The 24,748-nt window shown below is 51.2% G+C and carries 19 protein-coding genes and 1 tRNA gene; all 20 read right to left on the bottom strand.

All coding sequences use genetic code 11. The annotated features are described in order from the left end of the window. Positions 1–957 carry a sensor histidine kinase family protein gene (locus K6K13_RS23075; protein WP_252120412.1) on the bottom strand — a complete coding sequence of 319 codons (957 nt, stop codon included), beginning with the start codon at positions 955–957 and terminating at the stop codon, positions 1–3. Continuing rightward, entirely contained in the window at positions 947–1,639 is a 693-nt protein-coding gene (locus K6K13_RS03685) for a response regulator transcription factor (RefSeq protein WP_222159586.1), read from the bottom strand. The genes K6K13_RS23075 and K6K13_RS03685 overlap by 11 nt, the downstream gene beginning before the upstream one ends. A gap of 373 nt (positions 1,640–2,012) precedes the next feature. Next, on the bottom strand, positions 2,013–3,659 hold the full coding sequence (locus K6K13_RS03680) for a Na+/H+ antiporter (protein WP_222159585.1): 1,647 nt from the start codon (positions 3,657–3,659) through the stop codon (positions 2,013–2,015). Between the two features lie 328 nt (positions 3,660–3,987). Continuing rightward, positions 3,988–5,355, bottom strand: coding sequence for an NCS2 family permease (locus K6K13_RS03675; RefSeq protein ID WP_222159584.1), 1,368 nt, complete (start codon positions 5,353–5,355; stop codon positions 3,988–3,990). A gap of 724 nt (positions 5,356–6,079) precedes the next feature. Then, complete coding sequence (locus K6K13_RS03670; protein WP_222159583.1) at positions 6,080–8,755, bottom strand: hypothetical protein; 2,676 nt, start codon at positions 8,753–8,755, stop codon at positions 6,080–6,082. Positions 8,756–9,773: 1,018 nt separating this feature from the next. After that, entirely contained in the window at positions 9,774–10,163 is a 390-nt protein-coding gene (gene arnF, locus K6K13_RS03665) for a 4-amino-4-deoxy-L-arabinose-phosphoundecaprenol flippase subunit ArnF (protein ID WP_222159582.1), read from the bottom strand. A gap of 15 nt (positions 10,164–10,178) precedes the next feature. Further along, a complete protein-coding gene (gene arnE / locus K6K13_RS03660; protein ID WP_222159581.1) occupies positions 10,179–10,505 on the bottom strand; it encodes a 4-amino-4-deoxy-L-arabinose-phosphoundecaprenol flippase subunit ArnE in 327 nt (108 codons plus the stop codon). Then, positions 10,502–12,160 (bottom strand): lipid IV(A) 4-amino-4-deoxy-L-arabinosyltransferase, encoded by a 1,659-nt coding sequence (gene arnT, locus K6K13_RS03655; RefSeq protein WP_222159580.1) that lies wholly within the window; start codon positions 12,158–12,160, stop codon positions 10,502–10,504. Before arnT ends, arnE begins: the two co-directional genes overlap by 4 nt. Beyond that, on the bottom strand, positions 12,157–13,077 hold the full coding sequence (arnD, locus tag K6K13_RS03650; protein ID WP_222159579.1) for a 4-deoxy-4-formamido-L-arabinose-phosphoundecaprenol deformylase: 921 nt from the start codon (positions 13,075–13,077) through the stop codon (positions 12,157–12,159). The genes arnT and arnD overlap by 4 nt, the downstream gene beginning before the upstream one ends. Then, a complete protein-coding gene (arnA, locus tag K6K13_RS03645; protein ID WP_222159578.1) occupies positions 13,074–15,053 on the bottom strand; it encodes a bifunctional UDP-4-amino-4-deoxy-L-arabinose formyltransferase/UDP-glucuronic acid oxidase ArnA in 1,980 nt (659 codons plus the stop codon). The genes arnD and arnA overlap by 4 nt, the downstream gene beginning before the upstream one ends. Continuing rightward, on the bottom strand, positions 15,050–16,042 hold the full coding sequence (arnC, locus tag K6K13_RS03640; protein WP_222160952.1) for an undecaprenyl-phosphate 4-deoxy-4-formamido-L-arabinose transferase: 993 nt from the start codon (positions 16,040–16,042) through the stop codon (positions 15,050–15,052). The genes arnA and arnC overlap by 4 nt, the downstream gene beginning before the upstream one ends. 1 nt (position 16,043) lies before the next feature. After that, positions 16,044–17,183, bottom strand: a complete 1,140-nt coding sequence (gene arnB / locus K6K13_RS03635; RefSeq protein WP_222159577.1) for a UDP-4-amino-4-deoxy-L-arabinose aminotransferase — start codon at positions 17,181–17,183, stop codon at positions 16,044–16,046. A gap of 396 nt (positions 17,184–17,579) precedes the next feature. Further along, positions 17,580–18,122 (bottom strand): ferredoxin-type protein NapF, encoded by a 543-nt coding sequence (napF, locus tag K6K13_RS03630; protein ID WP_222159576.1) that lies wholly within the window; start codon positions 18,120–18,122, stop codon positions 17,580–17,582. Then, positions 18,122–18,715 carry a TorD/DmsD family molecular chaperone gene (locus K6K13_RS03625; protein ID WP_222159575.1) on the bottom strand — a complete coding sequence of 198 codons (594 nt, stop codon included), beginning with the start codon at positions 18,713–18,715 and terminating at the stop codon, positions 18,122–18,124. The genes napF and K6K13_RS03625 overlap by 1 nt, the downstream gene beginning before the upstream one ends. Positions 18,716–18,770: 55 nt before the next feature. Then, positions 18,771–19,547: a dimethyl sulfoxide reductase anchor subunit family protein gene (locus K6K13_RS03620; protein ID WP_222159574.1), complete on the bottom strand. Its 777-nt coding sequence runs from the start codon at positions 19,545–19,547 to the stop codon at positions 18,771–18,773. Continuing rightward, complete coding sequence (locus tag K6K13_RS03615; RefSeq protein WP_222159573.1) at positions 19,540–20,166, bottom strand: DMSO/selenate family reductase complex B subunit; 627 nt, start codon at positions 20,164–20,166, stop codon at positions 19,540–19,542. The genes K6K13_RS03620 and K6K13_RS03615 overlap by 8 nt, the downstream gene beginning before the upstream one ends. A gap of 13 nt (positions 20,167–20,179) precedes the next feature. Continuing rightward, positions 20,180–22,615: a DMSO/selenate family reductase complex A subunit gene (locus tag K6K13_RS03610; protein ID WP_222159572.1), complete on the bottom strand. Its 2,436-nt coding sequence runs from the start codon at positions 22,613–22,615 to the stop codon at positions 20,180–20,182. Between the two features lie 455 nt (positions 22,616–23,070). Beyond that, positions 23,071–23,141: transfer RNA gene (locus K6K13_RS03605), tRNA-Gly, on the bottom strand. Positions 23,142–23,223: 82 nt separating this feature from the next. Then, the gene (locus tag K6K13_RS03600; protein WP_222159571.1) at positions 23,224–23,907 is read right to left on the bottom strand and encodes a LysE family translocator; all 684 of its coding nucleotides are present in this window, start codon (positions 23,905–23,907) and stop codon (positions 23,224–23,226) included. A 67-nt stretch (positions 23,908–23,974) separates the two neighbouring features. Beyond that, positions 23,975–24,742 carry an AraC family transcriptional regulator gene (locus K6K13_RS03595; RefSeq protein ID WP_222159570.1) on the bottom strand — a complete coding sequence of 256 codons (768 nt, stop codon included), beginning with the start codon at positions 24,740–24,742 and terminating at the stop codon, positions 23,975–23,977. Positions 24,743–24,748: the final 6 nt, after the last annotated feature.

The raw sequence follows: 24,748 nt of genomic DNA, 5'->3' as shown, positions 1-24,748 counted from the left end.
CTACTCGCGCATCTCATGCTCAAGCCCCTGACGTTCAGTTAGGTTATACAAGCGATTTTGCAAGTGCGTCAGCGGCGTGCGTAATTCATGGGCGATATGGCTTGAGGTGCTGCGCACCTGTTCCATCAGGCGTTCGATGCGTTCCAGGTTCTGGTTAATGTCGTGACTCAGGCTGTGGAAATCGTCATCACGCGTTGAGAGCGGCATGCGAACATACTGCTCGCCGGCGCTGTAGCGGTGCAACGCGGTGCGGATCCGCTCTACGCTGCGCAGGCTACGTAAACTGAAGTGTCGGCTGACAACCAGCGAAAACAACAGCACGACAAACAGCCCAGCCCCAGCCACCAGCGGAATAGTGCGAATACGTTCCAGCATCGGACGCAGATTATAGGCGGTGAACAGCACCCCTCCGTCATCCAACGCCACTGACATGCCGACCAGGTTGCTCTCAGGCGCGCTGCGGCGCTGGTCGCTGTCCTTCAGCGCCCCCTTTTCAACCAGTAGCGCCTTCAGGCAAGGAACATCCATTTTGCACGCGGTATGATTTGGCCCAGACAGCATCCAGCCCGCATTGTGGTAGAGGATCTCGCCCTGCTTGCTCATTACCAGAAACAGAGGTAATTCATCGGTTTTGGCCTGATTATCACGTTTGAGCTGGGCGATCAGCGTAGAAGTGTCGGTCAATCGCGATTGGGTAGCATGGTCGTGGATATTGCCCAGTATGACGTCGCGCACATGGGTACGGATCAGCGTTTCACTCAACACGCTGAAACCAACAATGCAACACAGCACCATCAGCAAAAACAGGAAGACCAGCGTAATAAACTGGCGAAACTGCGAGGTGCGCAGAAACACCGGATAACGGTTTGCACCGTGTACGTATAAATGGCGAATTTTCTCACGCCATCCGTTACCCGGCCATCTCAGCGCAGGCTCATTGTGTGCGCTACGCGGCATCCGTTTTTTCCACTGCACCCAGGGCGTAGCCCATCGATCTCAATGTTTTGATCAGCGGCCGGGGAAAACCTTTGTCAATCTTGGCCCGTAACTTGGACATATGGACATCGATCAGGTTGGTCTGCGGATCGAAGTGATACCCCCAGACGCGTTCCAATAACAGCGTACGCGTGATCACCTGCCCTGGGTTTTCCATCAAAATGATCAGCAGTTTGATCTCTTTATCAGTAAGATCGATGCGTTGACCGCTACGCCAGGCAACCCGTTGCAGACGATCAAGTTGCAGATCCTCAAACGTCAGCAGTGATGACGGTGCGTCCTGCGGTTTTCCTCTGCGCACCATAATTTCTAAGCGCAAACGCAACTCATTAAAATTAAATGGTTTACCCAGATAATCTTCGGCACCCAATTCCAGCCCCATCACGCGATCCACATAGCGATCCAACGCCGAAAGCAGCATGATAGGTGGGTGACGCGACCCTTTCAGCTCACGCAGTACGCTAAAACCGTCTAGCGTTGGCAGCATCCGGTCCAGCAGCACCACGTCATAAATGTCATCTTTAATGGCTTTGAGCGCATGTTCGCAATCATGAACGATATTGCAGGCATAACCATGTGAGTGCAACTTTGCACCCAGCCAATGGCACAACACCGAGTCGTCATCAACCACTAAAACGCGCATAGTTTTCCCTCTGTCAAAGTGATGGTTGCTTACACCACAACACGCATACTGACGTGCTGCCGATCCACAAAAACAGGATCTGAGCCACTCTGACATAGGCAATAACCTGTCTGGCAGCTTCTTATGCGTCAATGCGTTATAGGATAATAACAATCATTATCATTTAATGACAAGTAGTTTACAATGCTGACAATTAGCCAGAATTTGTAGGGTTTTTCCGCGATCGTGGGGTTTTCGTGCATTCCTGATGCAGAGACGGTATCTGACTGGCTTTGAAATGCGCTATCGAAGGAATTAACAAGGTTCTGGTGCAGGCTCAACCTAAGCAGAGCCTGCATCAGCGAAACAACATCATGGCTAGGCCAACGCCAGGCTACACTTTCTCACTCAGCACGGCTTCAAGCAGATCGAGATCGTGCAGCATCTTTTTCAGGGTTTCATTACTGATCTGCTGCGTAGCGCGCAGGTGATAAAGTTCACCGCGTTCAGCGGTGACGGCGGTCAAACGGAAACGGCGCTCCAGATTTTCAATCTCCAGGCTGTGTTCCAAATCACTCTCGCCGACGACGCGACGCCGCAGATTACCAATGACACGCGCACTGACTTCACGCACCACCTGCTCATCGATATTTTCTTCTCGATCCGCCGCCAGACGCTCTTCCATTTTCTGCAAGCTGCGGATCGCTACTTCAGCAATCGCCATGCGCGCCATCCGCTCTTCTTTCTTATAGAGCGATTTGTCCACCACCGTCACCCCGCGCAGCAGTAACGGCAGCGTCAACACCCCGCACAACAAGGAAAACAGGATGACGCCGGTGGCAATAAACACCAGTTGATAGCGGGAAGGAAACGCGGTGCCATCGTTTAATAACAGCGGAATGGACAGCACACCGGCCAAGGTAATCGCTCCGCGCACCCCGGCAAATGAAGCGATCCAGATTTCACGCGTGGTGTACTGAGCGAACAGCATCGGGCGTTTCTTTTGAAACAGACGGCTGTAATATTTCATAAACCACAGCCAGCAGAAACGCAGCAGCAGCAGCGCGCCGTAAATAATGGCGATATCGGTAAACAGCATCCAGGTTTCAACGGTGGGATCCAGCTCCGCCTGCGTCACCGACGTTTCCAAAATGTCAGGCAATTGCAGCCCCAGCATAATAAACACCATGCCGTTAAACACGAACTCCAGCATCGACCAAACGCTGTTGGCGCGTAATCGCATCGCCAGCGGGGCGTTACTGATCACGTTAGAGTGGCTGATGGTCATCCCTGCAGCCACCGACGCCAAAATGCCCGACACGCCAATGTGTTCCGCAATCAGATAGGAGGCGAACGGCAACAGCATCAGCAGCACAATCTGTGTGGCCGCATCATCACCGCTCCAACGGTTAATGATGCGCAATGATTTACTGTAAAGCCAGGTGACACCTACACCAGCCAGCAAGCCGCCAACCGCGACCTGAACAAACTCCAGCGTCGCGCCGGACACGGTAAACACCATGGTGCCCATCGCCACCGCGACGGCAAATTTAAGCGATACCAGACCCGAAGCATCGTTCATCAACGCTTCGCCCTGCAAGATACTCATCAGTTTTTTCGGAATACGATCTTCGCCCACAATCCCTGACAGCGCTACCGCATCCGTCGGCGATAGCACCGCTGCCAGCGCAAAAGCCGCCACCAGCGGCATCCCTGGGATCATCCAGTAAATCAGGTAACCCACCCCGGCGACAGTGATTAACACCAGCACCAGCGCCAGCCCAATCACCTCACGGCTGTGTTTGATAAATTCGCGCGTTGGCGTTTTCCAGCCATCGGCAAACAGCAGCGGCGGGATGAACAGCACCATAAACAGTTCAGGATTGAAATCGACATGCAAACCAAACTGGGGCCAGGCCAAAATAGCCCCGAGGACGATTTGCATTAAGGGCAGCGGAACTTGGAAGGGTAAAATACGTGTAACAACCCCTGATAGTGATACCACCAGGGTTAAAATCAGAATGGTAAAAAAGATTTCCATGCTTTCCTTAGGAGATTTCCAATAATGACCTAACTGCGTGCTGAGCTGCCCTTTGTACGTTATGAGATAGTGCCCCATTATTTTTACATGAAAATATCGCTCAGCGGGGCAAAATTTCAGGGTAAAACGCATATTTTTTGCATGATTACCCTGCAAATAATTGCATCAAAAAATCACCGAGACGAGACACTTCAGGGAAAACATGGGAGGAAGAGGAAAAACGATGCGTACGTTATGGAGAAAACACTTTATGACCACAAGCGCGAGCGAAACCGCAGGCATAAGAAAGGGGAGCCAAGCTCCCCTTAATGACTCACGCACACAATAATCAGAGCGCCCAACCACCGGCGTAAAACACCACCAGCGCGATAGCGATAATCACGGTGCCAATATTCAGTTTGCGCCATTCACCTGAGAAAATACGCCCCAGTACCAGTGCGCCAAAGCCCAGCATAATCCCGGTGACAATATTGCAGGTCAGCACGATAAACACCGCACACACCAGACCCGACATGGCATCAACGATGTCATCAAAATTCAGCTTGGCAACATTGCTCAGCATCAGCAGGCCCACATACATCAATGCTGGCGCAGTAGCGTATCCCGGTACCAGATAAGACAGCGGGGAGAGGAACAGCAGGCACAGGAACAACACGCCGACCACTGTCGCCGTCAACCCTGTTTTACCCCCTGCCGCCGTACCAGCAGCAGATTCAATGTAGACCGCCGCCGGAGACGTCCCGACCAGGCTGGACAACATGCTGCTCACGGAATCCGCCGTCAGTGCTTTCCCACCGTTAACGATTTGCCCGTCCTTATCCAGCAGGTTCGCCTGCCCAGCAACCGCGCGGATGGTACCGGTGGCATCAAACACCGCCGTCATCACCAGCGCCAGCACGCTTGGCAGCACCGCCAGTTGCAGCGCCCCCATGATATCCAGGCTAAACATCAGCGAGTGACCGTTTTCATCGGTCAGGCTTGGCAAGCTGAACCAGCCCTGGAATTTCACGTTCGGATCAAAAATCAGGCCGATAATGGAAATCGCCACAATCACCAATAGGATGCCGCCAGGCACGCGACGTTTTTCCAGACCGATGGTAGCCGCCAGCCCCAGTAAAGACATGATCACCGGGAACGACGTGAAGTTACCCAGAGCAACAGGCAGCCCATCGATCGGGTTTTTGATCACCAGACCCACGCCGTTGGCAGCGATGATCAACAAGAACAGGCCAATACCGATGCCGGTACCCTGCACCACGCCCAACGGCAGGTTGCGCAGGATCCAGGAACGGATGCCGGTCACCGAGATCACGGTAAACAACAACCCCATCAGGAAAATCGCCCCTAACGCTACCGGAACGCTGATTTGTTGCCCCAGCACCAGGCTAAACGCAGTAAATGCGGTAAGCGAAATAGCACAGCCGATTGCCATAGGCACATTGGCCCACAGTCCCATCAGCAAAGAACCCAGCCCTGCAACCAGACAGGTTGCCACAAACACCGGCGTGTGCGGAAAACCCGCCTTGCTCAGCATGCCAGGCACAACAATGACCGAATACACCATCGCCAAAAACGTGGTTAACCCGGCCAGCACTTCCTGTCTTACATTACTGCCGCGCTGTGTGATGTGAAAAAAAGCATCAAGTGAGCTTTGCGGACGCGCCGCATTGCCAGCCTGACGAGAGCTATTTGACATGGTGATATCCCCTGAGATGTCATTATTTGTAAAAGTAAAACAGGAGGGTGCATATGGCCTTGCCTGCCATGACGATCTCCCATCGCTGCACGCACCCACAACAACGGCGCTTCCGCACCGCAGCGCAAATCTCTGACGCCTCCGAACACATTTCACACCGCGCCGGGGCACGCAAACGATTAGCTTGCGAGGCGCATCACAGGTGTATCTGGCAGGTCGGAGGAGAAACGGGGGATTATCCTGCTTCTGGGCCGTGTATTTCAACTGATAATCCAGACAATTTATCTATCACTCGGCAAAACAGAACGGCGTTTCATGCACAGAAAACCTTGGAACCATTTTTTTGTGATTAGCTTCACAAAAAAGTTGACCAACGCTGCCAACCGGCGTATCTTTAAAAACGTGAAGAACATCACATAAAAATGAACAATCACTCGGAGAGAGACAAATGAAACTGATCAAAAAAATCGTTGCCATGTTCGAAAACGTTAGCGTTAACTTCAACATGTTCACCAACCACTAAGATTCAAGAAAGCGTAGGAATAAGAAGATGAGTATTGTCCGTAATATCAATAAAGTAATAAAAGCGTTGGGCAAAACCTATCGCGGTCTGGCTCCCTACGCTATCTTCCGTTAATCGTTAAGATTATCAGAATAATTGGTTACATCAACAGTAGCCAGTGCAGAAAAAGCAGGTATTTAATATATCTGCTTTTTTTATATTTTATTTTCGTATCCTTTTCCTGGTTATAGATTCCGGTGGTGTGCTGTTAACAGGCTCATTGATAAAGTCGGTAACGCTGCCTCTAGTCACGAACACCTCTCGCTGTTCACCTTTTACGTTAATTCCCTGTGCCACAGATATCAGGCTTTCGTCCAAAAAACCAAAGTCAATTGTCAATAACCTTTTTTTATTTATCGTAGGTTCCGTTGTAAGTATCTTTGGGAAATCGCTAATAATAACCTCTAGAATCCCTCCATTTCCTTTAAGATAATCCTTCACAAAATTTATCTTTTCTTCTTCAGTTTTTAGTATGGGTATTGTATCAGGGTTTATATTTCGCATCGTTCTATCCAGTAAACGAACCGGTTCTTGATCTCCCCCCCTACTCGCGAAGATATAATCATATGCATGAACATATTTATTATTCCATGGAGTGAATGTCAAACTATGTTTATTGTGTTCATACATATTAGTCTGAAATCGCCAAATATGATTATTATCGTTACATTTAATAACCTCCTTCCATTGTATATCTGGTGGTTCGACAAAATCTCCAAATTTTATTGGCAGATATTCCATTCTAATTAAAAAATCAATTTTAGAACCTGTAAATTTAGCCGTTTTATAGTTCTGACTCAGTGCATTAAAATGAATAAATTGCCAATGATCATTTAATGAAATTATCTTTCTATTTGTCCAACCATTACTTGAGTGCAACGCCAATTCTTCTTTGACCTCCTGTGGATTAAGTTTAATCCCACCTACCTCACGCTCGACGCGAGTTAATTCAATTTGGTTTTCTGAAAAAGTAAAATAAAGACGCCCATTTTTTTTGAAGGTCATATAAAACACACCTCCTTGCTCATTAACTTTTATGTGCTGATTATCAATTCTTAAATACAAATGACCGCCATTATCAACTTGAAGACCATGAGAATTGGAGACTGATAATTGTGTTAACTCATCACTATTAATGAAATCATAACTACTAAGAAAATATGTCACAGCACTCTTCAACTCACTCGAAACATAAATAGACGTTGATGGTTCAAAAATCCACTTTCTTTTATAGAAATCGACTCGATAGGACGAAGCCTTGTCATTGATATCATAAATTCTACAAGAAATTTTATTACCATGTACGAACGTTGCCTTAATCGGCACTAGCTTCCCATTCATTTCGACTGCATGGTAAAAAGATGATGTTAATTTATTCTCTGAACGAATACGATATATCACCCAATCACTTGAAAATGTCAGTTTATCTACACAATCAGCCATGGTTGTGATACCAATATCCAGCCTGTTTATAATTGCGTCCTCACTACTTGTAAACTGATGGACATAGGTGGAATCCATATCATCCACGCGCCCAGAAGATCCTGATTCATCATAAGAAAGATCGCCACTAATATTCAGACGACTACACATTGTCCCCAAATTATTACCCCGTCGAACTCTCGACTTACACATATTATAAAAAGGGTCATCATTGACATCTTTTTTTTCTTCAAGTTTCTCGTGCATACTCCAGACTTCTGTATCCTCATCATAGCTTATTCTGTAAGTGGCATTATCTCTTGTTGCATATAAATTGTTGTTTTTCATAGAAAGTCGCCACAACTTATTATTTACATTGATATAAAAGTCACCATCCTTTAATAAGATAAATTTAGGAATAATTTTATTTTTTCTTCCCGAGGAATGAACTGATTTACTGGTGGATATTGAAGCAATGCCACGAGCGTAAGACAATATGCTGTCATTTATTTTTTCAAAGTTATAAATAGATACTTCCTTGTTGTCAAGGTCATCCAATATCAATTTTATCGTTGGCACAATTATTTCCCGAGTTAAATATATTGGAGATAACTCAGGAAAAATCACCATTAAAAAATTAACACATTCATCAATAGTCATCGAGAATTTTTTTACTTTTACAATATCAGTGGGTGTTGGGCAGACACCATACCTTTTAACAAAAAAAAGCACCTGAGCTTCCACTATTAACTCAGTAATAGGTAATGATAATGTATCAAGTACTTTATTAAAAAAGTCCAAAAAAGTAAAATTTGTTATTGCTATAATGCATTCATAATTATCATTAACCGTTTTTTCCGTTTTCACATAATCAAGTGGCATCACCGTTGTCGTTTTAATAGCAACGGCTGCATCAGCCCCGGGAAAAACTAATGGATCGTAGTACCTCAATGCATGGGATATTTTTTCAACACTCATCCTTATAAAATTATCAAAGCATTCCCTTGTCTGTACTAATGACATAGTACAAGAATAATCTTGCATTCGATGATGATGTAAATCTTTTAAAAGAGATGAATCATCTGAACTAACAACCCCAAGGTAAATATTATTTACCCGGCGAAAATCAGTGACATTATCGGTAACAGTAACCGCTTTCATATTTCTTTTTACGCAGCTACCATTGGTATCAGCATGGAAATCTAACTGACGGTCATTTCGCAATACATAGGTATCTGATATAAAACCTAGTAAAGCCAGAATAGTCAAAAAACCAAACTGCTGTGGAACTTTCCCCGATTGACTTGAAGCAATTCTATTTAATTGTTTTTGGATGCTTTTATCAGTAACATTCTCTTTTACCCGTGAGTCATAATCTCCATTTACGCGCCTAAAATCCTGTGCGCTTATAGGCATATTTTATTCTCCCTTTCATAAGTCAGTGATAAAATTAGTAACAGAAAAACCCTATACAAAATGGCAACGCGAATCTCATACAACAACTGAAAGCGATTAATGTAACCTATTTTTCGAACCTTTTATTTGGTTTTAATCCTGCTATCAGTTTGTTAGATACAACAGAGTCAGTTGAGAAGGCAAAAAAATATCTATGATGTGGTGTACGTTATCCCGACAAGTTCAAAATTGAAAGCGACGGAAAAGGTTGTTGACTACGCCATTTCGTTTATGCGCAGTGACTCGTTCAGATATCACCACTCATAGTCTCAATGTGCAAATAAAGAAGTAAGGCTAACATTCTTCATCTATCAATAGGCTCAGACTGAACTCAGAGGGTGCCAAGAGGAATTTAAGCGTGTTATGCGTGAACGATATATATAATAAAATCGTGGTTATCTTATAAAACTGTCCGACCGAAATACGTCTTTATCTGTGACAACGGTCATGACTTTGCGGTTCGTTTGCTTTGCTATGTATGGATATTCATCTTATGTAGAAGGATTTCAAACTGGATGCATTGCTAATAACGCTGTGAAGACGTAATTCACAACACGGATGCTGATAAGCTCGTCCCCTCGTCGGACAATATACAAGTTACAAGGGTTGGAAGATAGGATTAACAGAAGTGGCAACTGTCATTCTAGCGCCGTTTCCGAAAATTTTTACTAACATCTAAATGTGAATGGATAAAGGAAAGGCTCTACAGAACCAGGAGAAATCCCGAAGTAATATTTTTGACGACACTGAAATGCTTTATTTCAGCAGACGTCGGCATGGCTCAAGCAATCGAGTGTCGCCGAATGAGTCTTAACTGCCGAGTGATCAATGCCTCAAACTTTTCTAGACTATATCTTGTACAATCAAAACCCGAGTCAGGGGATGCTATGACCTATCTCACACGGTGCTATTACGATAAGAATGACAAGAAATTACACCTGAAAATGTTTGTTTTGTTTGAACCCGATCGACTCTTGCGCTATGACGAGGTCGAGGTTTCCTCTTCACGTGACGGCCAACAAACCAACAATACGCCCACCATAATGGCGAACACGCCGATGCACGCCAACCAGGAAAAATGCTCTGAATAGTCGGGTAAGAGAAGCGAGCCAAACCACACCAGCACATAGCTTAGGCTCAAAAACGCATAGGCTTTTCCCAGCGCCAGACGCTGTAACGCAAATTGCCAGACGATCAGCGACAGCAGGTAACACCCCAGCCCAGCGGTCAGCAACAGCCACGGGCACGCGTTACCGTCCCACAGCGTGCGTATCGACCATACCGGTGGCAATCCGGACAGGGCGTATTTAATCGCCAGCTGCGCGATGCTGACCAACATGACGCTGAGGCACGCCGCTAGATATCCCATGCTATCACCTCCACGTTAAGCCGTAACACCGAGCAAAACGACGCCCGAGATGATAAACAGAATGCCGAGGATATGCCGCCACCCCATAGGCTCCTGCCAAATCCAACGTGCGGCCAGCGTGATCCACACCAGATTCAAGCTCAACATCGGATAGGCAATGCCAACCGGAAGCTGTTGCAGCACGACCAGCCACAGCAATAGCGCAAGCGCCAGCAGCAGCAGAGCAACACACAGCCATCGTGCGGCATTGGCAGGACGCGCCGCACCAGCCGCCTGTTTTTGGCACATCTGCCCCATGCAGCTCAGCATGCTGACCAGCAAAACCCCTACCCATGCACTCACTGCGCGCGATACTCGACAACGGCGAAGCGTCCTTGCTGATAGACACAGTCCGGCACGGGCAACGTATGAATCGTCTTTCTGTCATCATCGTCAAGCAGCAGCATCAGTGTAATATTGCCTTGTTGACGGTGAGCTGCGAGCCAACCGGGGAAGGCATTTTCAGAGACAAACCGTTCTGCGCTGTCCTCAAACGCCAATCCCCAGGCCAGCTCACCGCGACGGCTATAGAGAAAAATATCGTCACGCTGTAATTCCCAGGCGATAGCCGAAGCGACCCCTACGCTGTTGGACAGCACATAGCGGCTCGCTTGCAGTTTCCCGTAAGCTGATTCAATCATGGCCTGCGGCTGTTTGGCATTCTTCACACGGTCGGGAATGGCCGCGCCCACCAACAGCGCCAATGCCAGAGGGCACAGCGCCGCACAGGCCCAGCGATTACGCGGTTGCACCAGCGACAGACTCCCAATCAACGCCCAGGAGAGAAAGATCACCGCTGCCGCTAGCATCTTGCCATACTCCTGCGGTGTATAGAGCGGATAGATAGCCAACCGATGAGGGGCCAAGACCAGCACAACCGCCAGCAGCCCCATAACACCAAACAGTATGTTGATGAGTGCGTTGGCGCGCAGCGCTTTGGCACCCTCGCGAGCCGCGCACAGCACATGATGCGCCAGCAACGCCGCCAGCGGCGCGTAACAAGGCAGTATATAGGTCAGCAACTTTCCCTTCGCAAGGCTGAAAAACAGCAGCGGCATGAGCGTCCAACCCAGCAAATAGATCAGGCCACTGTTCATTTTCCGATCTCGCCAGCCCTGACGTAGTGCACCGGGAAGAAAGCCCAACCAGGGTAACGCCCCCAACAGGAACAGCGGCAGGTAATACCAAAACGGTGCCCGGTGCTGCGCGCCTTCCTGGGCAAAACGCTGGATATGCTCTACCCAGAAAAAATAATGCCAGAACGTCGGCTCACGCGCGGCAATGGTTAGCGCCCAAGGCAATGTCACCGCCGTCGCACTTAACACGGCCAACGGTCCATACATCAACAGCGATTTCCACTGTTTCTTTTCTGCCACCCACGGCAGTACGCTAATAACAGGTACCGCCAGCGCCAAAAATCCTTTGGTCATCACCCCCATGCCGCAAGCTATGCCCAACACCAGATACCCGATAGTTTTTTTACCTACGGACTCGGATTGAGCGGCATACCAGAAACTGCACATCGCGAGCGAAAGCCACAGCGCGAGCATGGGATCGAGCACGGCATAAGTCCCGACGCCGTAAACCAACAAGCAGGAAAGGTAGATTACCGCCGCCAGCAGTGCAGTACGTTTATCCCGCCAGATCTGCCAGGAGAGCCACGCGACCAGACAAGCGGTCAGCGAAGAGGAGAATATTGCCCCCGCACGCACCGCAAAGTTGGAGTGACCAAAAAGCCATTGACCGAGGTTGTTGATCCAGTAGCCGGCGATCGGTTTTTCAAAGTAGCGAATACCTAAAAATCGCGGTACAGCCCAATCCCCTGAGGCCAGCAAGCTGCGGCTGATTTCGGCATAGCGGGTTTCATCAGGCTGCCAGAGCAAGCGGTATTCAATAGGGATAATGTAGTAGAGCGCCCACAGGGCGACCAATGCGAGCGTGTAGGTGACTGTTTTCATGGCTGACCGACCTGATATTGTTGATTATTCAGCCACTGTTGACAACCTAGCCATCCTTCACGCCCATCAATCGAGTGGCGCACAACGTGCCCAACGGGCAAATCGGCCTCGGATTCTGGAAGCAACGCCCCCAGGGGACAAAACTGAAGTCCCTCAAGATGCGCCATAGCGAGCAGCGCCGAAAATTCCCGCTGGAAGGCGATGCCCTCTACCTCTGCGTGCACGGTATACACCGGTGTCCCTCGCGCGCTGTGCATGGCGTTGAGCAGATAGCGGTTGAACTGTTGCGGTTGCACGGTGGAGCCGATAACCTCATCCCAGGTAGGCAGTGAAACCGGAATCTGAACGGTACCTAGCGTACCGTCTGCCAGACGCGGCCGAAATGGCGTGCTTCCGCGACAATCGCTGTTATAGCGGAAACCAAAGCACTGCTTAGCCTCAATGACGCGCTGATCCGCCCGCCATCCAGCCACGGCGGAACAGGTGACAGCCTGACCCAGTAGATCTTCCAACGCGGTCTTACCAAGCGCAATATGGTGATGTAGCTGTGCCGGATTCCAAATGCCCGCCCAGGTTTGCCAGGCAAAGTGATCCCAAGCATGGAGCCCCACCTCGTGGGTACGCGCCGTTTGCCGCATGACGTCCGCATTACCGCGCCCAATCAAGCGGCCCGGCCAGGCCGTACCCGCCAACAGGATGTCCCAGCCATACAACGACGCGGCCTTGGAGCGCAGCATCTTGCGTAAAAAGGCCGGTTTGGCCAGACGCCAGAGGTGTCGCCCCATATTATCTGGCCCGACGCTGAAAAAGACGCTTGCCTGAATCCCATGTTGCTCTAACGTCTCCAGCAGGCGCGGCATACCCACTCGCGTACCACGCCAGGTGTCGACATCAATACGCAGCCCGACACGCTTCATGGGGTAGAATCCGGTGAAGCGTTAGCGCGCAGGAAAAAGTCCAGCGTTTCGTCAATCGTCTGACGGATCTCAACCTGAGGCTCCCATCCCAAAAGGCGGCGGGCATTGGCGATGCTCGGTTTACGGTGCTCCACATCCTGATAGCCCTTGCCGTAGTAACTGCCGCTCTCCACCACGCACATGCCAGCAAATGGCGGATAGCTATGCCGAAGCGGATGACGTTCAAAGCTTTCGAGCAACATCTGCGCGAGTTCGCGGATACTGGCCTCATTCTTCGGGTTACCGATATTGATGATTCGCCCATCACAGGCGTTATCACGATTTTCAATGATGCGGAATAACGCCTCGATGCCATCATTGATATCGGTAAAACAGCGCTTCTGTTCACCACCATCAATCAGCTTGATGGGCGATCCTTCCACCAGATTCAGGATCAACTGCGTAATGGCACGCGAACTGCCGATTCGGGCAGCATCCAGACTATCAAGCCGTGGCCCCATCCAGTTGAAGGGGCGGAACAGCGTGAAACGCAGCCCCTGCTTCTCGCCGTATGCCCAGATCACCCGATCCAGCAGTTGCTTCGATACCGAATAGATCCAACGCTGTTTGTTAATCGGCCCAACCACCAGCGATGAGCAATCTTCATCGAACACCTTATCGCTGCACATTCCGTACACTTCAGACGTAGAAGGGAAGATGATGCGCTTGTGATGTTTGACACAGCTACGCACGATTTTCAGGTTCTCTTCGAAATCCAGTTCGAACACCCGCAGCGGATTGCGCGTGTATTCAATCGGCGTGGCAATGGCAACCAGCGGCAAAATCACATCACATTTTTTGATGTGATACTCGATCCACTCCGAGTGAATGGTGATGTCGCCTTCAACAAAGTGGAAACGCGGGTTAAGCAGGAAACGGGCAATGGCATCGGAACCGATATCCAGGCCGTAGACTTCGTATTTTTCATCTTGCAGTAACCGTTCCGTCAGGTGGTTGCCGATAAAACCGTTTACCCCGAGGATCAATACCCGCACGCGCGTTGGCTGACACGGCAAGCGGGCATTCAGCCTGGCCCCTTCCACCATGCCCACGGTTTGTGCCAGTTGCTCACCCGCCATAAATACACTGTTATCACTCTGCCCGGTCACTATCTCCAGCGCATCGCTGCCGCAGGCAACCACCAGCGGTGAGACAGATAATACCGTTCCACTCGGTGCACAAGGGAAATCCTGCCGCAGACGGGAAGACCACACCGTCAAGCGTGTTGCACCGGCATAACAAAAGGCACCCGGCCACGGGTCCGTGACCGCCCGCACCAGGTTGTGCAATTCATGCGCAGGTCGCGACCAGTCCATCCGCCCCGCCTCCGGGGTTCGCCGGGTGACATAGCTGGCCTGTGCGTGATCCTGTTCCTGTTGTGGATAGTTACCGGATTTGATCGCTGGCAGGATATCGCGTAACAGACTGTCTGCGGATTCGCACAGTTTATGGTGCAAACCAGGCGCATCGTCATCTGGTGCAATATCGACCCGCTGTTGTGCGATAATCGGGCCTGCATCGGGTTCTGACGTCATGCGGTGCAGCGTGACGCCCGTTTGCGTCTCTCCGTTGACCAATACCCAATTCAGCGGTGCGCGACCACGGTATTGCGGCAATAGCGAGCCATGCAGGTTAAATGCCCCTAAGGGGGCGCACTGCAAAATCGCGTCACTCAGCACGCGGCGGTAATAGAAAGAAAAAATGACCTGCGGCGCGAGCGCGCGAATGCGTTCACGCCACAGCGGATGATTCACGTCTTCCGGTGTATAGACAGGAATACCCATTCTGGCGGCAATACGCGCCACTGAGCCAAAAAACGGATTTTCACCGGGCGTATCCGCATGGGTGAAAATAGCACTGATGCGATAGCCAGAGGCCAGCAAGGCATTGATGCCAACGCATCCCATATCATGGTAAGCAAAAACAACGGTATTCATTTCACATTACTTTCTTGGCGAGTCTCGTCTTTGCGGGTCTCACCCTTAACGACGCGTTGCACAAAATAACGAGGGCGAGCACGCACATCGTTGTAAATACGGCCAATATATTCACAGAGTATCCCCATCCCCACGAACTGGGCGCCGATAAAGCTGAACAAAAAGGCGAACAGCATGAAAACGCCCTCGGCCGCCCACTCGGGCCCAAGTACCAGACGCAACGCTACCAGCACAAAGGTCAGCAAGAACCCTGACAGCGCGATAGCACTACCTATCACGCTAAGCAGACGCAAGGGGGTCGTGGTCAGGCAAGTCACCAGGTCATACATCAGGCTGATCAAACCGATCATGCTGTATTTGGAATCGCCGTGCTGGCGCTCAGCGTGCTCGACAGGAATCTCCGTCGCCTTACGCGCAAAGATATTGGCAAGGATGGGGATAAAGGTGCTGCGTTCGTGGCAGGTCAACATGGCATCGACGATATGGCGTCGATAAGCGCGCAGCATACAGCCATAATCGCCCATGACCTTGCCGGTGGTACGCTGGATAAAACGGTTTATCAGGCGCGATGATATTTTGCGAAACAGGCTATCCTGACGGTTTTGACGCACCGTGCCGACCACGTCGTAGCCTTCATCGGCCTTTGCCACCAAACGCGGGATCTCTTCCGGTGGATTCTGGAGATCGGCATCCAGCGTAATGATCACATCGCCCGAGGCATGGCTAAATCCCGCCATGATCGCGGCATGCTGACCGTAATTCCGGTTAAGCAATACGGCAATCACGTGGCTATCTGGCATTTCACTGGATTGCACCATCAGTCGCGCCGAATTGTCATTGCTGCCATCATCAACCAATACAATCTCATAGGCCCTACCCAACGTTTCACAGGTCGCCACCGTGCGCTGAATCAGCGCAGGCAGGCTCTCTTGCTCGTTGAATACCGGGATGACAACGGAGACTTTTTTTATCGTAGGAAAGGTAAACATATCAACCGCAGGCAAGTTTGCGCAGCGCATCGATAACGCGTGATGTGTCGTCATAAGTCATATCCGGAAACAGGGGAATGGATAACAGGCGTTCGCTGTTCCATTCCGTATGAGGAAGTTCAAGTGCGGGAAAACGTTCACGGTAAAATTTCTGGGTATGGACAGCGCGAAAATGCAGACCAGTGCCAATCCCTTGCGCTTGCAGTGCAGCCATCAACGCATCGCGTGAAATACCGCAGCGTTCTGCATCAACACGCAAAATAAACAGGTGCCAGGCGTGGTGATGGGGCCATTCAGGCTGACGTAGCGGCAGCAGTGGCGTATCGGCAAGCGCTGATAAATAGCGTTGCGCAATCTCCTGACGCTGCTGATTAATATGCGCCAGCTTGCCAAATTGCACTAACGCAATCGCGGCATGGATATCACTGAGATTGTATTTGTACCCCGGTGTTATCACTTCTGCCTGTGGTGCTCGTCCCTGTGCGAGTCTGTCATAGGCATTCACGCCCAGTCCGTGAAATTTAAGGCTGCGGATACGTTCGGCAAGCTGGTCATTATCGGTGACCACCAGTCCGCCCTCGGCACAGGTCATATTTTTGATGGCATGAAAGGAGAAAATCGCGGTGCCTGTCGCCCCAACAGGGGCGCCGCGATACTCGGCCCCGACGGCATGAGCAGCATCTTCAATAACGGGGATGCCGTGACGATGCCCGATGGCGCGAATCGCGTCTATATCGGCGGGTGCGCCAGCGTAATGCACGGGAATAATGGCGCGCGTGCGAGGCGTGATAGCCGCAGCAATGGCCTCAGGTGTGACCATCAGCGTATCGCGATCGACGTCCACCATCACGGGCACAGCGCCAAGCAAGACAATCATGTTGAGGGTAGAAACCCAGGTCAGCGAGGGGGTAATAACTTCATCGCCAGGGGAGATATCCAGCGACATCAAGGTGACGTGCATCCCGCCCGTCGCAGAACTGACCGCAATGGCGTGCTTGTTGCCAGTCAATGTACAAAAAGCAGCTTCCAGTTGCTGATTTTTTGGCCCTGAGGTGATCCACCCGGATAACATGACCGTATTCACGGCAGCAATCTCTTCCTCTCCCAAAGAAGGGCGAGAAAAAGGTAAAAAATCAAGCATGACATTATCCTGGTGATAAAATAATAAGCGTAAAAAACGTCATAGTTTCACCACCTTAATTTATACTCCCTCACAAAAGAGAATAAGAAAAAATCTGGCTGATAAATATAGCCGAGTCCCGTTTTTTAACCATTACAAATAATGATACATGTATGCATTACTAAAATAACTCAGATTAACACCCTAAACAAGCCCCATCCGAATTGTGTTTAAAATACGTTTAATTAAACCACTCAATTAAAAGTTCAATCAGTGCTTATTATTTTATACATTCATTGATGTTTTATTTAAAATTAATAATGGTCATTGGCGTCACAATAACATGATGTTTAAAAATAAAAATCACAGTGTCACTGCGAAAATGACGGTATGACGGGGGAGATATTGACGCGTTATTTAAGCGAATGGGGTCAATGAAATTGCCTGGATTTCACACTGAATCAAGCATTCTCCACAGCCATAACACCGCGCGTTGTCGACATCCGGCAATCCGCGCTCACTGAGGGAAAGTGCCTGACTCGGGCAGGTATCGATGCAACTACGGCAGTGGCGTTGCTGACTGATGCAGGTAGCGCCGATCGTCGGACGTAATCCGGTATCAAAGTGTGCCTGCGGCAATAGCGCCCCCGAGGGGCAATGCGCGATGCATGTCTGACAGCCATCGCAACTGGCGTATTCAATGGCCAACTGCGGATAACCGTCTTCATTGACGGTCAACACGCCCATTGGGCAAGCCTTAACGCACTGCTGGCAACGGTTACACTGTTGATAAAACTGCGGTGCAGGCAACGCACCAGGAGGACGTGGCGCACGCAGTTGAGCGCTATCGGGTAGCGGCTCAGGCGGGTGCGAGGCATTAAGAAAGGCGCGGAATAACCCGCGCCGACTGACGTAGCGATGAGACAAATATCCACGATAGTAGCGCTCATCCTTTTCCATTAGAAAAACATCCGTGGCGTTTCGGGCTGCAACCCATAATGACGCTGCATCCCTTGTAGTAGCAAGCGAGTCACGACGGCCAGTTGAGCGTAGAACGGGCTGTGAGGATTTTGCTGTAAGCGTTCCAGATAACGATCGCTCCAAGGCAGCAAATACGTTTCCAGCAGCGTGTGTGCGGCCTGCGCTTCCTCTCGTTCCAACAGTGCAGCGAGCGCCAGCAGCACCAACCCAAATTGATCCTCCGGCTCCTGCTGCGCACCAGTAAACGACAGCCCGTGCTGATGGAGGAAAGCGCGATAGCGAGCCGTACTTTCCCCCATGAGCAGGTTGTCGTTTTCCAGATAGACCGACGCCCAGGGCGGTGCAAACATCTCCCCCTGCCCTTCAAATAGCACCGAGTATTGCCAGATAAACGCGTCTGCATCAGGCACCGGCCAGTGCTGGCACAATGTTTCCATTTCGGTGCGCTCTGCCCAAGGGCACAGCGTGGGCAGCGCAGATAAGCTCACAACAATAGCCTGCACATCGGGGTGTGTCGGCGGATAGTAAAAGAGTGCGCCCAGAAAACGTGGCAACACGGCTATAGATGACATCGGGCTCTCCCCTTAGGATGCCGCCCCGAGCGATCGCTCGCAGGGCGGCACGGCATTACATCGGTAACGTCCACAGGTTATAGAACGCGACACGGCCCGCCAGCTCAGCAACAATCACCACCAGCGCACTGGCCGCCAACAGTGAGCGTCCGGTGTTATAACGGACATGCACTATCGCCCCCACGACCCCCACCGCGAGCAGAATGGCCTGCGCACTGAACCAGGCAAGCTGTGCACTGGTCAGCGCACTGTCTGCGCTCATCAAGGTTGCCATGTAGCCCGGACGCAGGCAGAAGCTCGCCAGCGTCGCCACTACGCTAACGGCCAGCCCAATCCGGCGTGCACCCAATACCGCCGCCAGCGCACCGCCACCAATCATCGGCGTCAGCAGCATCATCAACAGCGTGTAGCTGGTGTTCCAGGTCGCCACGGTCGGCAACTGATAAATGCGCGGGATAGCCAACAAGAACAGCACCCCCACCACCGCAGCGATCCAGGTCAGCGCGCTGAACAGGCGTTGTGCGCCGCGATTAAGCAGCAACCCCAGCGCCCCGAGACCGCCGAACGCGCAAAACAGCGACGACAGCACGATTTCGTTGCTCATCGGCGAGTGCCCGGCGCGCAGCAGCACGTTCATGGCACGCAGTGGCTGCCCGAGATGCAACCCCGCGATCGGCAGGGCCAGGCCAAACAGACACATTGCAGCAAACAGCCCAATCGCTAACGGCCGCGCCTCCACCTGTTTTAACACCCCCGCCACCAACAGCAGGATAAACGCCCCCACCGCACTCTGCGTGAGCACGGTAAAAAACACCAAAGGCAACTCATGCATGGCGCACCTCCTGCAAGTTTTGAATAGCACCGTCTTTATCGCCGCTCGGCCGCGCTTTCGGGTGCGGTTTGACGATCAGATTCGGGTGCGTCAGCGACGCAGAAGGTAACGGTGCGATCTCGTTTTCGGTGCCGTATTTGGCACGCAGTTCATCAATAGGCCCAAAATCCAGTGCGCGTTGCGGACAGGAATCGACACAGATCGGACGCAGATTTTTCTGCAACCGATCCAGACAGCCGTCACATTTGCGCATCACCTTGGCGTGCGCATCAAACTGCGGCGCACCGTAGGGGCAACGCATCTCACAGTAACGGCAGCCAACGCACACGTTCTCATCCACCAGCACCAGCCCATCCTCTTTACGCTTGTGCATGGCACCGGTTGGACAACCGGCCACACAGGTCGGATCGTCACAGTGGTTACAGGCGATCGACAGGTAGTAGCTGTAGGTGTCGTTTTGCCAGGATTCGCCCTCTTTTACCCAATTGCCGCCGCCGTATTCATAGACACGGCGCAGTTTCGGGCCAAGATCCAAATCTTTATTATCCTTGCAACTGACCTGACAGGTTTTGCAGCCCGAACAGCGCGAGGAGTCAACATAAAAGCCATATTGTGTCATCAGTTATTTCCCCTTAAGCGCGCTGAATCTCAACCAGGTTGGTGTGTTGCGGATTACCTTTCGCCAGCGGCGAAGGATCCTGGGAGGTCAGGGTGTTAATGCACCCGCCAACATCGACGCCCGCGCTGTCAAGGCGCGTCCAGGCCCCTTGCGGCATAGCGGCGACGCCAGGGAGAATACGCTGTGTGACTTTGCAGGGGATTTCCACCACGCCGCGGTCGTTAAATACCCGCACGCGATCGCCAGATTTCAGTTGGCGCGCCGCCGCATCTATCGGGTTGATCCAGACTTCATCCGGCACGGCTTCATGCAGGAATTGTACGTTGCTGTAGGTGGAGTGGGTGTGGCCCTTGGTATGGAACCCACTGAGTTGCAGCGGATATTTGGCCGTCATGGTTTTATTGAGATGAGATTCACGCACCACGCAGAACTCAGAGATCGCCGGAATACGATCGCCTTCCGGCAACGTCCAGGTTTGAGCCAGTTTGGCTAGCGCTTCGGAATAGATCTCTATCTTGCCTGACGGTGTTTTCAGCGGATTGGCCTGCGGATCTGCTCGGAAATCCAGAAAGGCAATACTCTGTTTTTCCGTCGCGATCTGTTGATCGATAACGCCCTTCTCTTTCGCAACAGACCACTCCGGCAAGTAGGTGCGTTTCTCTTTCACCTGTTGGTAATGTTTCTCCACCCACTGCGCCTGCGTGCGGCCTTCGGTGAATTGTTCTTTCAGCCCCAGATGACCCGCGATATCGGCACAGATGTCGTAGGTGCTGCGCACTTCCCACATCGGCGTGATGGTTTTCTGGATAGCGATCATGTAGTTGTGCGAGCCCGTTGAGTACGAGCTATCAACCAGATCTTCCGCTTCCAGATAGCTGGTTTCCGGCAGCAAAATATCGGCGAACTTGGCGCTGGGCGTGATGTGGTTATCAATCACCACGATGGTTTCACACAGGGTGTCATCCGCCAGAATTTTACGCGTACGGTTGATATCACCGTGCTGGTTCAACAGCGCCTGCCCTGCCTGATTGACCACCATTTTAATGCCGACGCGCAGCTTTTCCGCGCCTTTCACGCCCATGGTGGTGGCCGTCATTTTTTCCGGATTCAGAATGGCATCCGTCCAAAGATAGCAAGGGATCGAGGTTTTGATCGGGTTGCTGCCCACGGGCAAGGTTGGAACACCGTAGGGTGTACCATAAGGCCAGTTGCCGTTGTTGGTGCCCTGCAACCCAAAGTGACCGGTAAGCGCTGGCAATGTCTGGATAGCGCGTACGGTTTGTTCACCGTTAGCGTGGCGCTGCGGCCCCCAGCCCTGACCGATATAGCAGGCGCGCGCACCCGCGATTTCCCGCGCCAACTGACGAATGCGCACCGCCGGAATACCGGTAACGTTCGCCGCCCATTCTGGCGTTTTGGCAATACCATCTGGTCCGGTTCCCAGAATATAGTCCTTGTAGCTGGCATTCGGTGCCGCAGACGCAGGCAACGTGCTGGCGTCAAACCCGACGCTATAGCGGTTGACCAACGCTTCATCGATCAGGTTTTCGCTAATCAGGGTGTGAGCCAGCCCCGCGACCAATGCTGCATCGGTGGTTGGACGAATCGCTAACCACTCAGCATGCTGGGTGATGACGGAATCGGTGTAACGTGGATCGATGATCACCACGCGGGCCTGCGATTTTTCTAACGCGCGACGCAGCTCTTCCACCTGCCCGCCACCAGACATACGGGTTTCCGACAGGTTGAGGCCAAAAAATACCACCAGATCGGAATGGGCAATCTGCGTAAAGTGGCTGCCGACATAGGTACCGTGCGTATACGGCGTAGCAGTCGCGATTTGCGCGGTAGAGTAGGTGTTGTGATAGTTCAGGTAGCCGCCCGTCAGATTCAGCAGGCGTTTCCACGCGTGCGTTCCCTGATTGTGATAATAGGCGCCGGATTGATAGTTATAGTAGATCGCCTCATTGCCATATTTTTCAGCAATGCGCTTCATTTCCGAGGCGACAAACGCGGTCGCCTCTTCCCAACTGATGCGTTTGAATTTGCCTTCACCGCGTTTACCGACACGCTTCATCGGGTATTTGATGCGATCCGGGCTGTAAACGCGCCAGCGGTTAGAACGCCCGCGCAGACAAGGGCGAATCTGGTGTTCACCGAACACGCTGTCATCTTTGGCATCTTCCGGCTCGATACGCACGATGCGATCGTCCTTCACAATCACCTTCAGCGGACAGCGACTGCCGCAGTTAACCAAACACGCACTGTGACGAACGGTTTCATTGTCATTCACCACACCGGTTGGCGTCACCGACGGTTGAGCATTGGCAGAAAACGGCAAGCTGATAGCGCTGGTAATCGCCACCGCCGAGCCGATTTTCGCGGCATCGATCACCGCGTCCCGACGAGATATTTCCTGGTGTAAAAGGTCTTCAATAATTTTCTTCATGATTATTATCCCACTTTGCTTACCCTGCTAACCATAAAGGCTTGCTAATAATGTGGGATTGATATCGATCAAGCGGGTAGGAGCTATTACCCCCAAAAGGGTAGATATGTGATCACGGAACGTCGTTATTTACTTAAATATACAGCGATTTTGGTATTAAATGCTGCTTTTGTTCAAAATATCAGGTAATGATAATGATATTTATTGCTGTTTGTGAATAGTATTTCATCTATCTATAAGCAAATGAAAACATCACTATGCAGAATTTATAAAAGATATTTACCTTGAAGATCAAAAAACAGCCTCCCGTTTATTTACACAAAAAATCAACAGGTTAAATGAAACGTTCTCAAGGCACGCTCGGCGACGTTATCGGGGAAATACGGGAAAGTGTGTACATCAGCCTGAGCCATTGGCGAGAACAAGGAGACTACACAGATCAACGCATAGATTTGCGTAAGTGAAGGGAATCGAACCCTCGTATAGAGCTTGGGAAGCTCTCGTTCTACCATTGAACTACACTCGCATCAGGTGTGCGTTGCGCATTATAGCGCTATCCGCTTGCCGGGCAAGCAAAAACCCGGCGAAAGTGGTGGCGTATTGAGCAATCAGTCAGCCAGCGTCAGCGGGACCAGCAACGTTTGGTAGCCGTGGTAGATAACCTGCACGGCAAAATAGGCAAACAGCAGTGCCGAGATGACATAGCAGTAAAAGGTCAGCAGCCCTTGCAGCGCTTGTCGGCCAAACTTGATCATGCCCGCCAAAAACAGCGTCCACAGCAGTCCACCGATAAAGAAACCGCTGAGAAACACACTCACCATCAGCGTTGAGCCGTCCGTTGACTGCGCGATAATCGAGCCGCCAATCGCAGCAAACCACAGCAGCGCGGTCGGTGATGCCAGCGCCATCCCCATGCCGCTCAGAAAATCATAGCCGCGAAACCGTTTTGCTACCGTCGCCGCATCCACGACATCCGCATCCACTGGCGCTGAACGCTGCGTCTGATAATCACGCCAGGCCATACGCGCCATGTTCCACGTCATCCACAGCAGAATGGCACCGCCACCAATCCACAGCGCCCAGCGTACCGGCAGCGCGGTAAAAATAACCGCTAAACCAAACGCGGAAAGTGCCGCGTAAACCAGATCGCCAAAACAGGAACCAAAGCCAATCATAAACGCGGCACGCGGCCCGTCACGCATACCCCGATTAATGATCGCCGTATTCACCATCCCCAAATCCAGGCACAGCGAGAGGGAAAGCAAAATGCCATTAAGCACCACTAACAACATAACCGCCATAACTCCACAGACATCAACAATACGCACAAGTCTACGGGGTAGATGGCAGGACGTATTGTCAGAAATTGATACGCTGAAAACGCCCCGGCGTCATGGCATTAAAGCGGTTGAAGGTTTTGGTAAAGTGCGCCTGATCGGCAAAGCCAAGACTAAGCGCAACCTCACTGATACTCATGCCCTGACGCAGCAACTCACGCGCTTTGCCGATACGGCGCTGCATCAGCCAGGCCAGCGGCGGCATACCGGCTTCCTGATGAAAACTGCGCACCAAATGCGCCACGGTAATGTGTTCATCACGCGCCAACGTATCCAGATTGGGCGGTTCTGCCAGGCAATCGAGTAAACGCGCCTTGATGCGTTTGACTCTGCCACCCTCGCTGACCATCTTTAACGGCGCAGGGCTGCCCATGTCGTTGTCCATCAATGCGGCCAGTAGCAGCACCAGCCGCTCCTGATACATCGCCCCCTCGCCTGGCTCATCGCTGGGGCTTGCCAATAGCTTCAACTGTTGCGCCAGAACGGGAGTCTGTTGCACGCCTTGTGCAAACCGAAAGGCACGACCAAAGAAATGCTCAAACGCGCCGGGTTGTACGTAGAGTGAGGCACATTGCCAGCGCCCATCGCTGTTATCACCACTTTGTAGCTGATGCGGATTGTAGGTGGTCACCATCAGGGGATCGACATCAAAGGTGTTGCCATCCAGCCAGACATGCTCCACGCCGTTAAGATTGGCGCTAATCACATATTCATCATGGGTGTGGCGTGGAAATCCGCCGGTATTTTCTAACAACGCCAGTTCAAACCAGCCATCACGATAGGTGATCATGGAGCC

Source organism: Symbiopectobacterium purcellii (assembly GCF_019797845.1).
Taxonomy (GTDB): Bacteria; Pseudomonadota; Gammaproteobacteria; order Enterobacterales; family Enterobacteriaceae; genus Symbiopectobacterium; species Symbiopectobacterium purcellii.
Note: the sequence above shows the minus strand (reverse complement) of the source record. Positions and strands in the feature narration are given on the sequence as shown.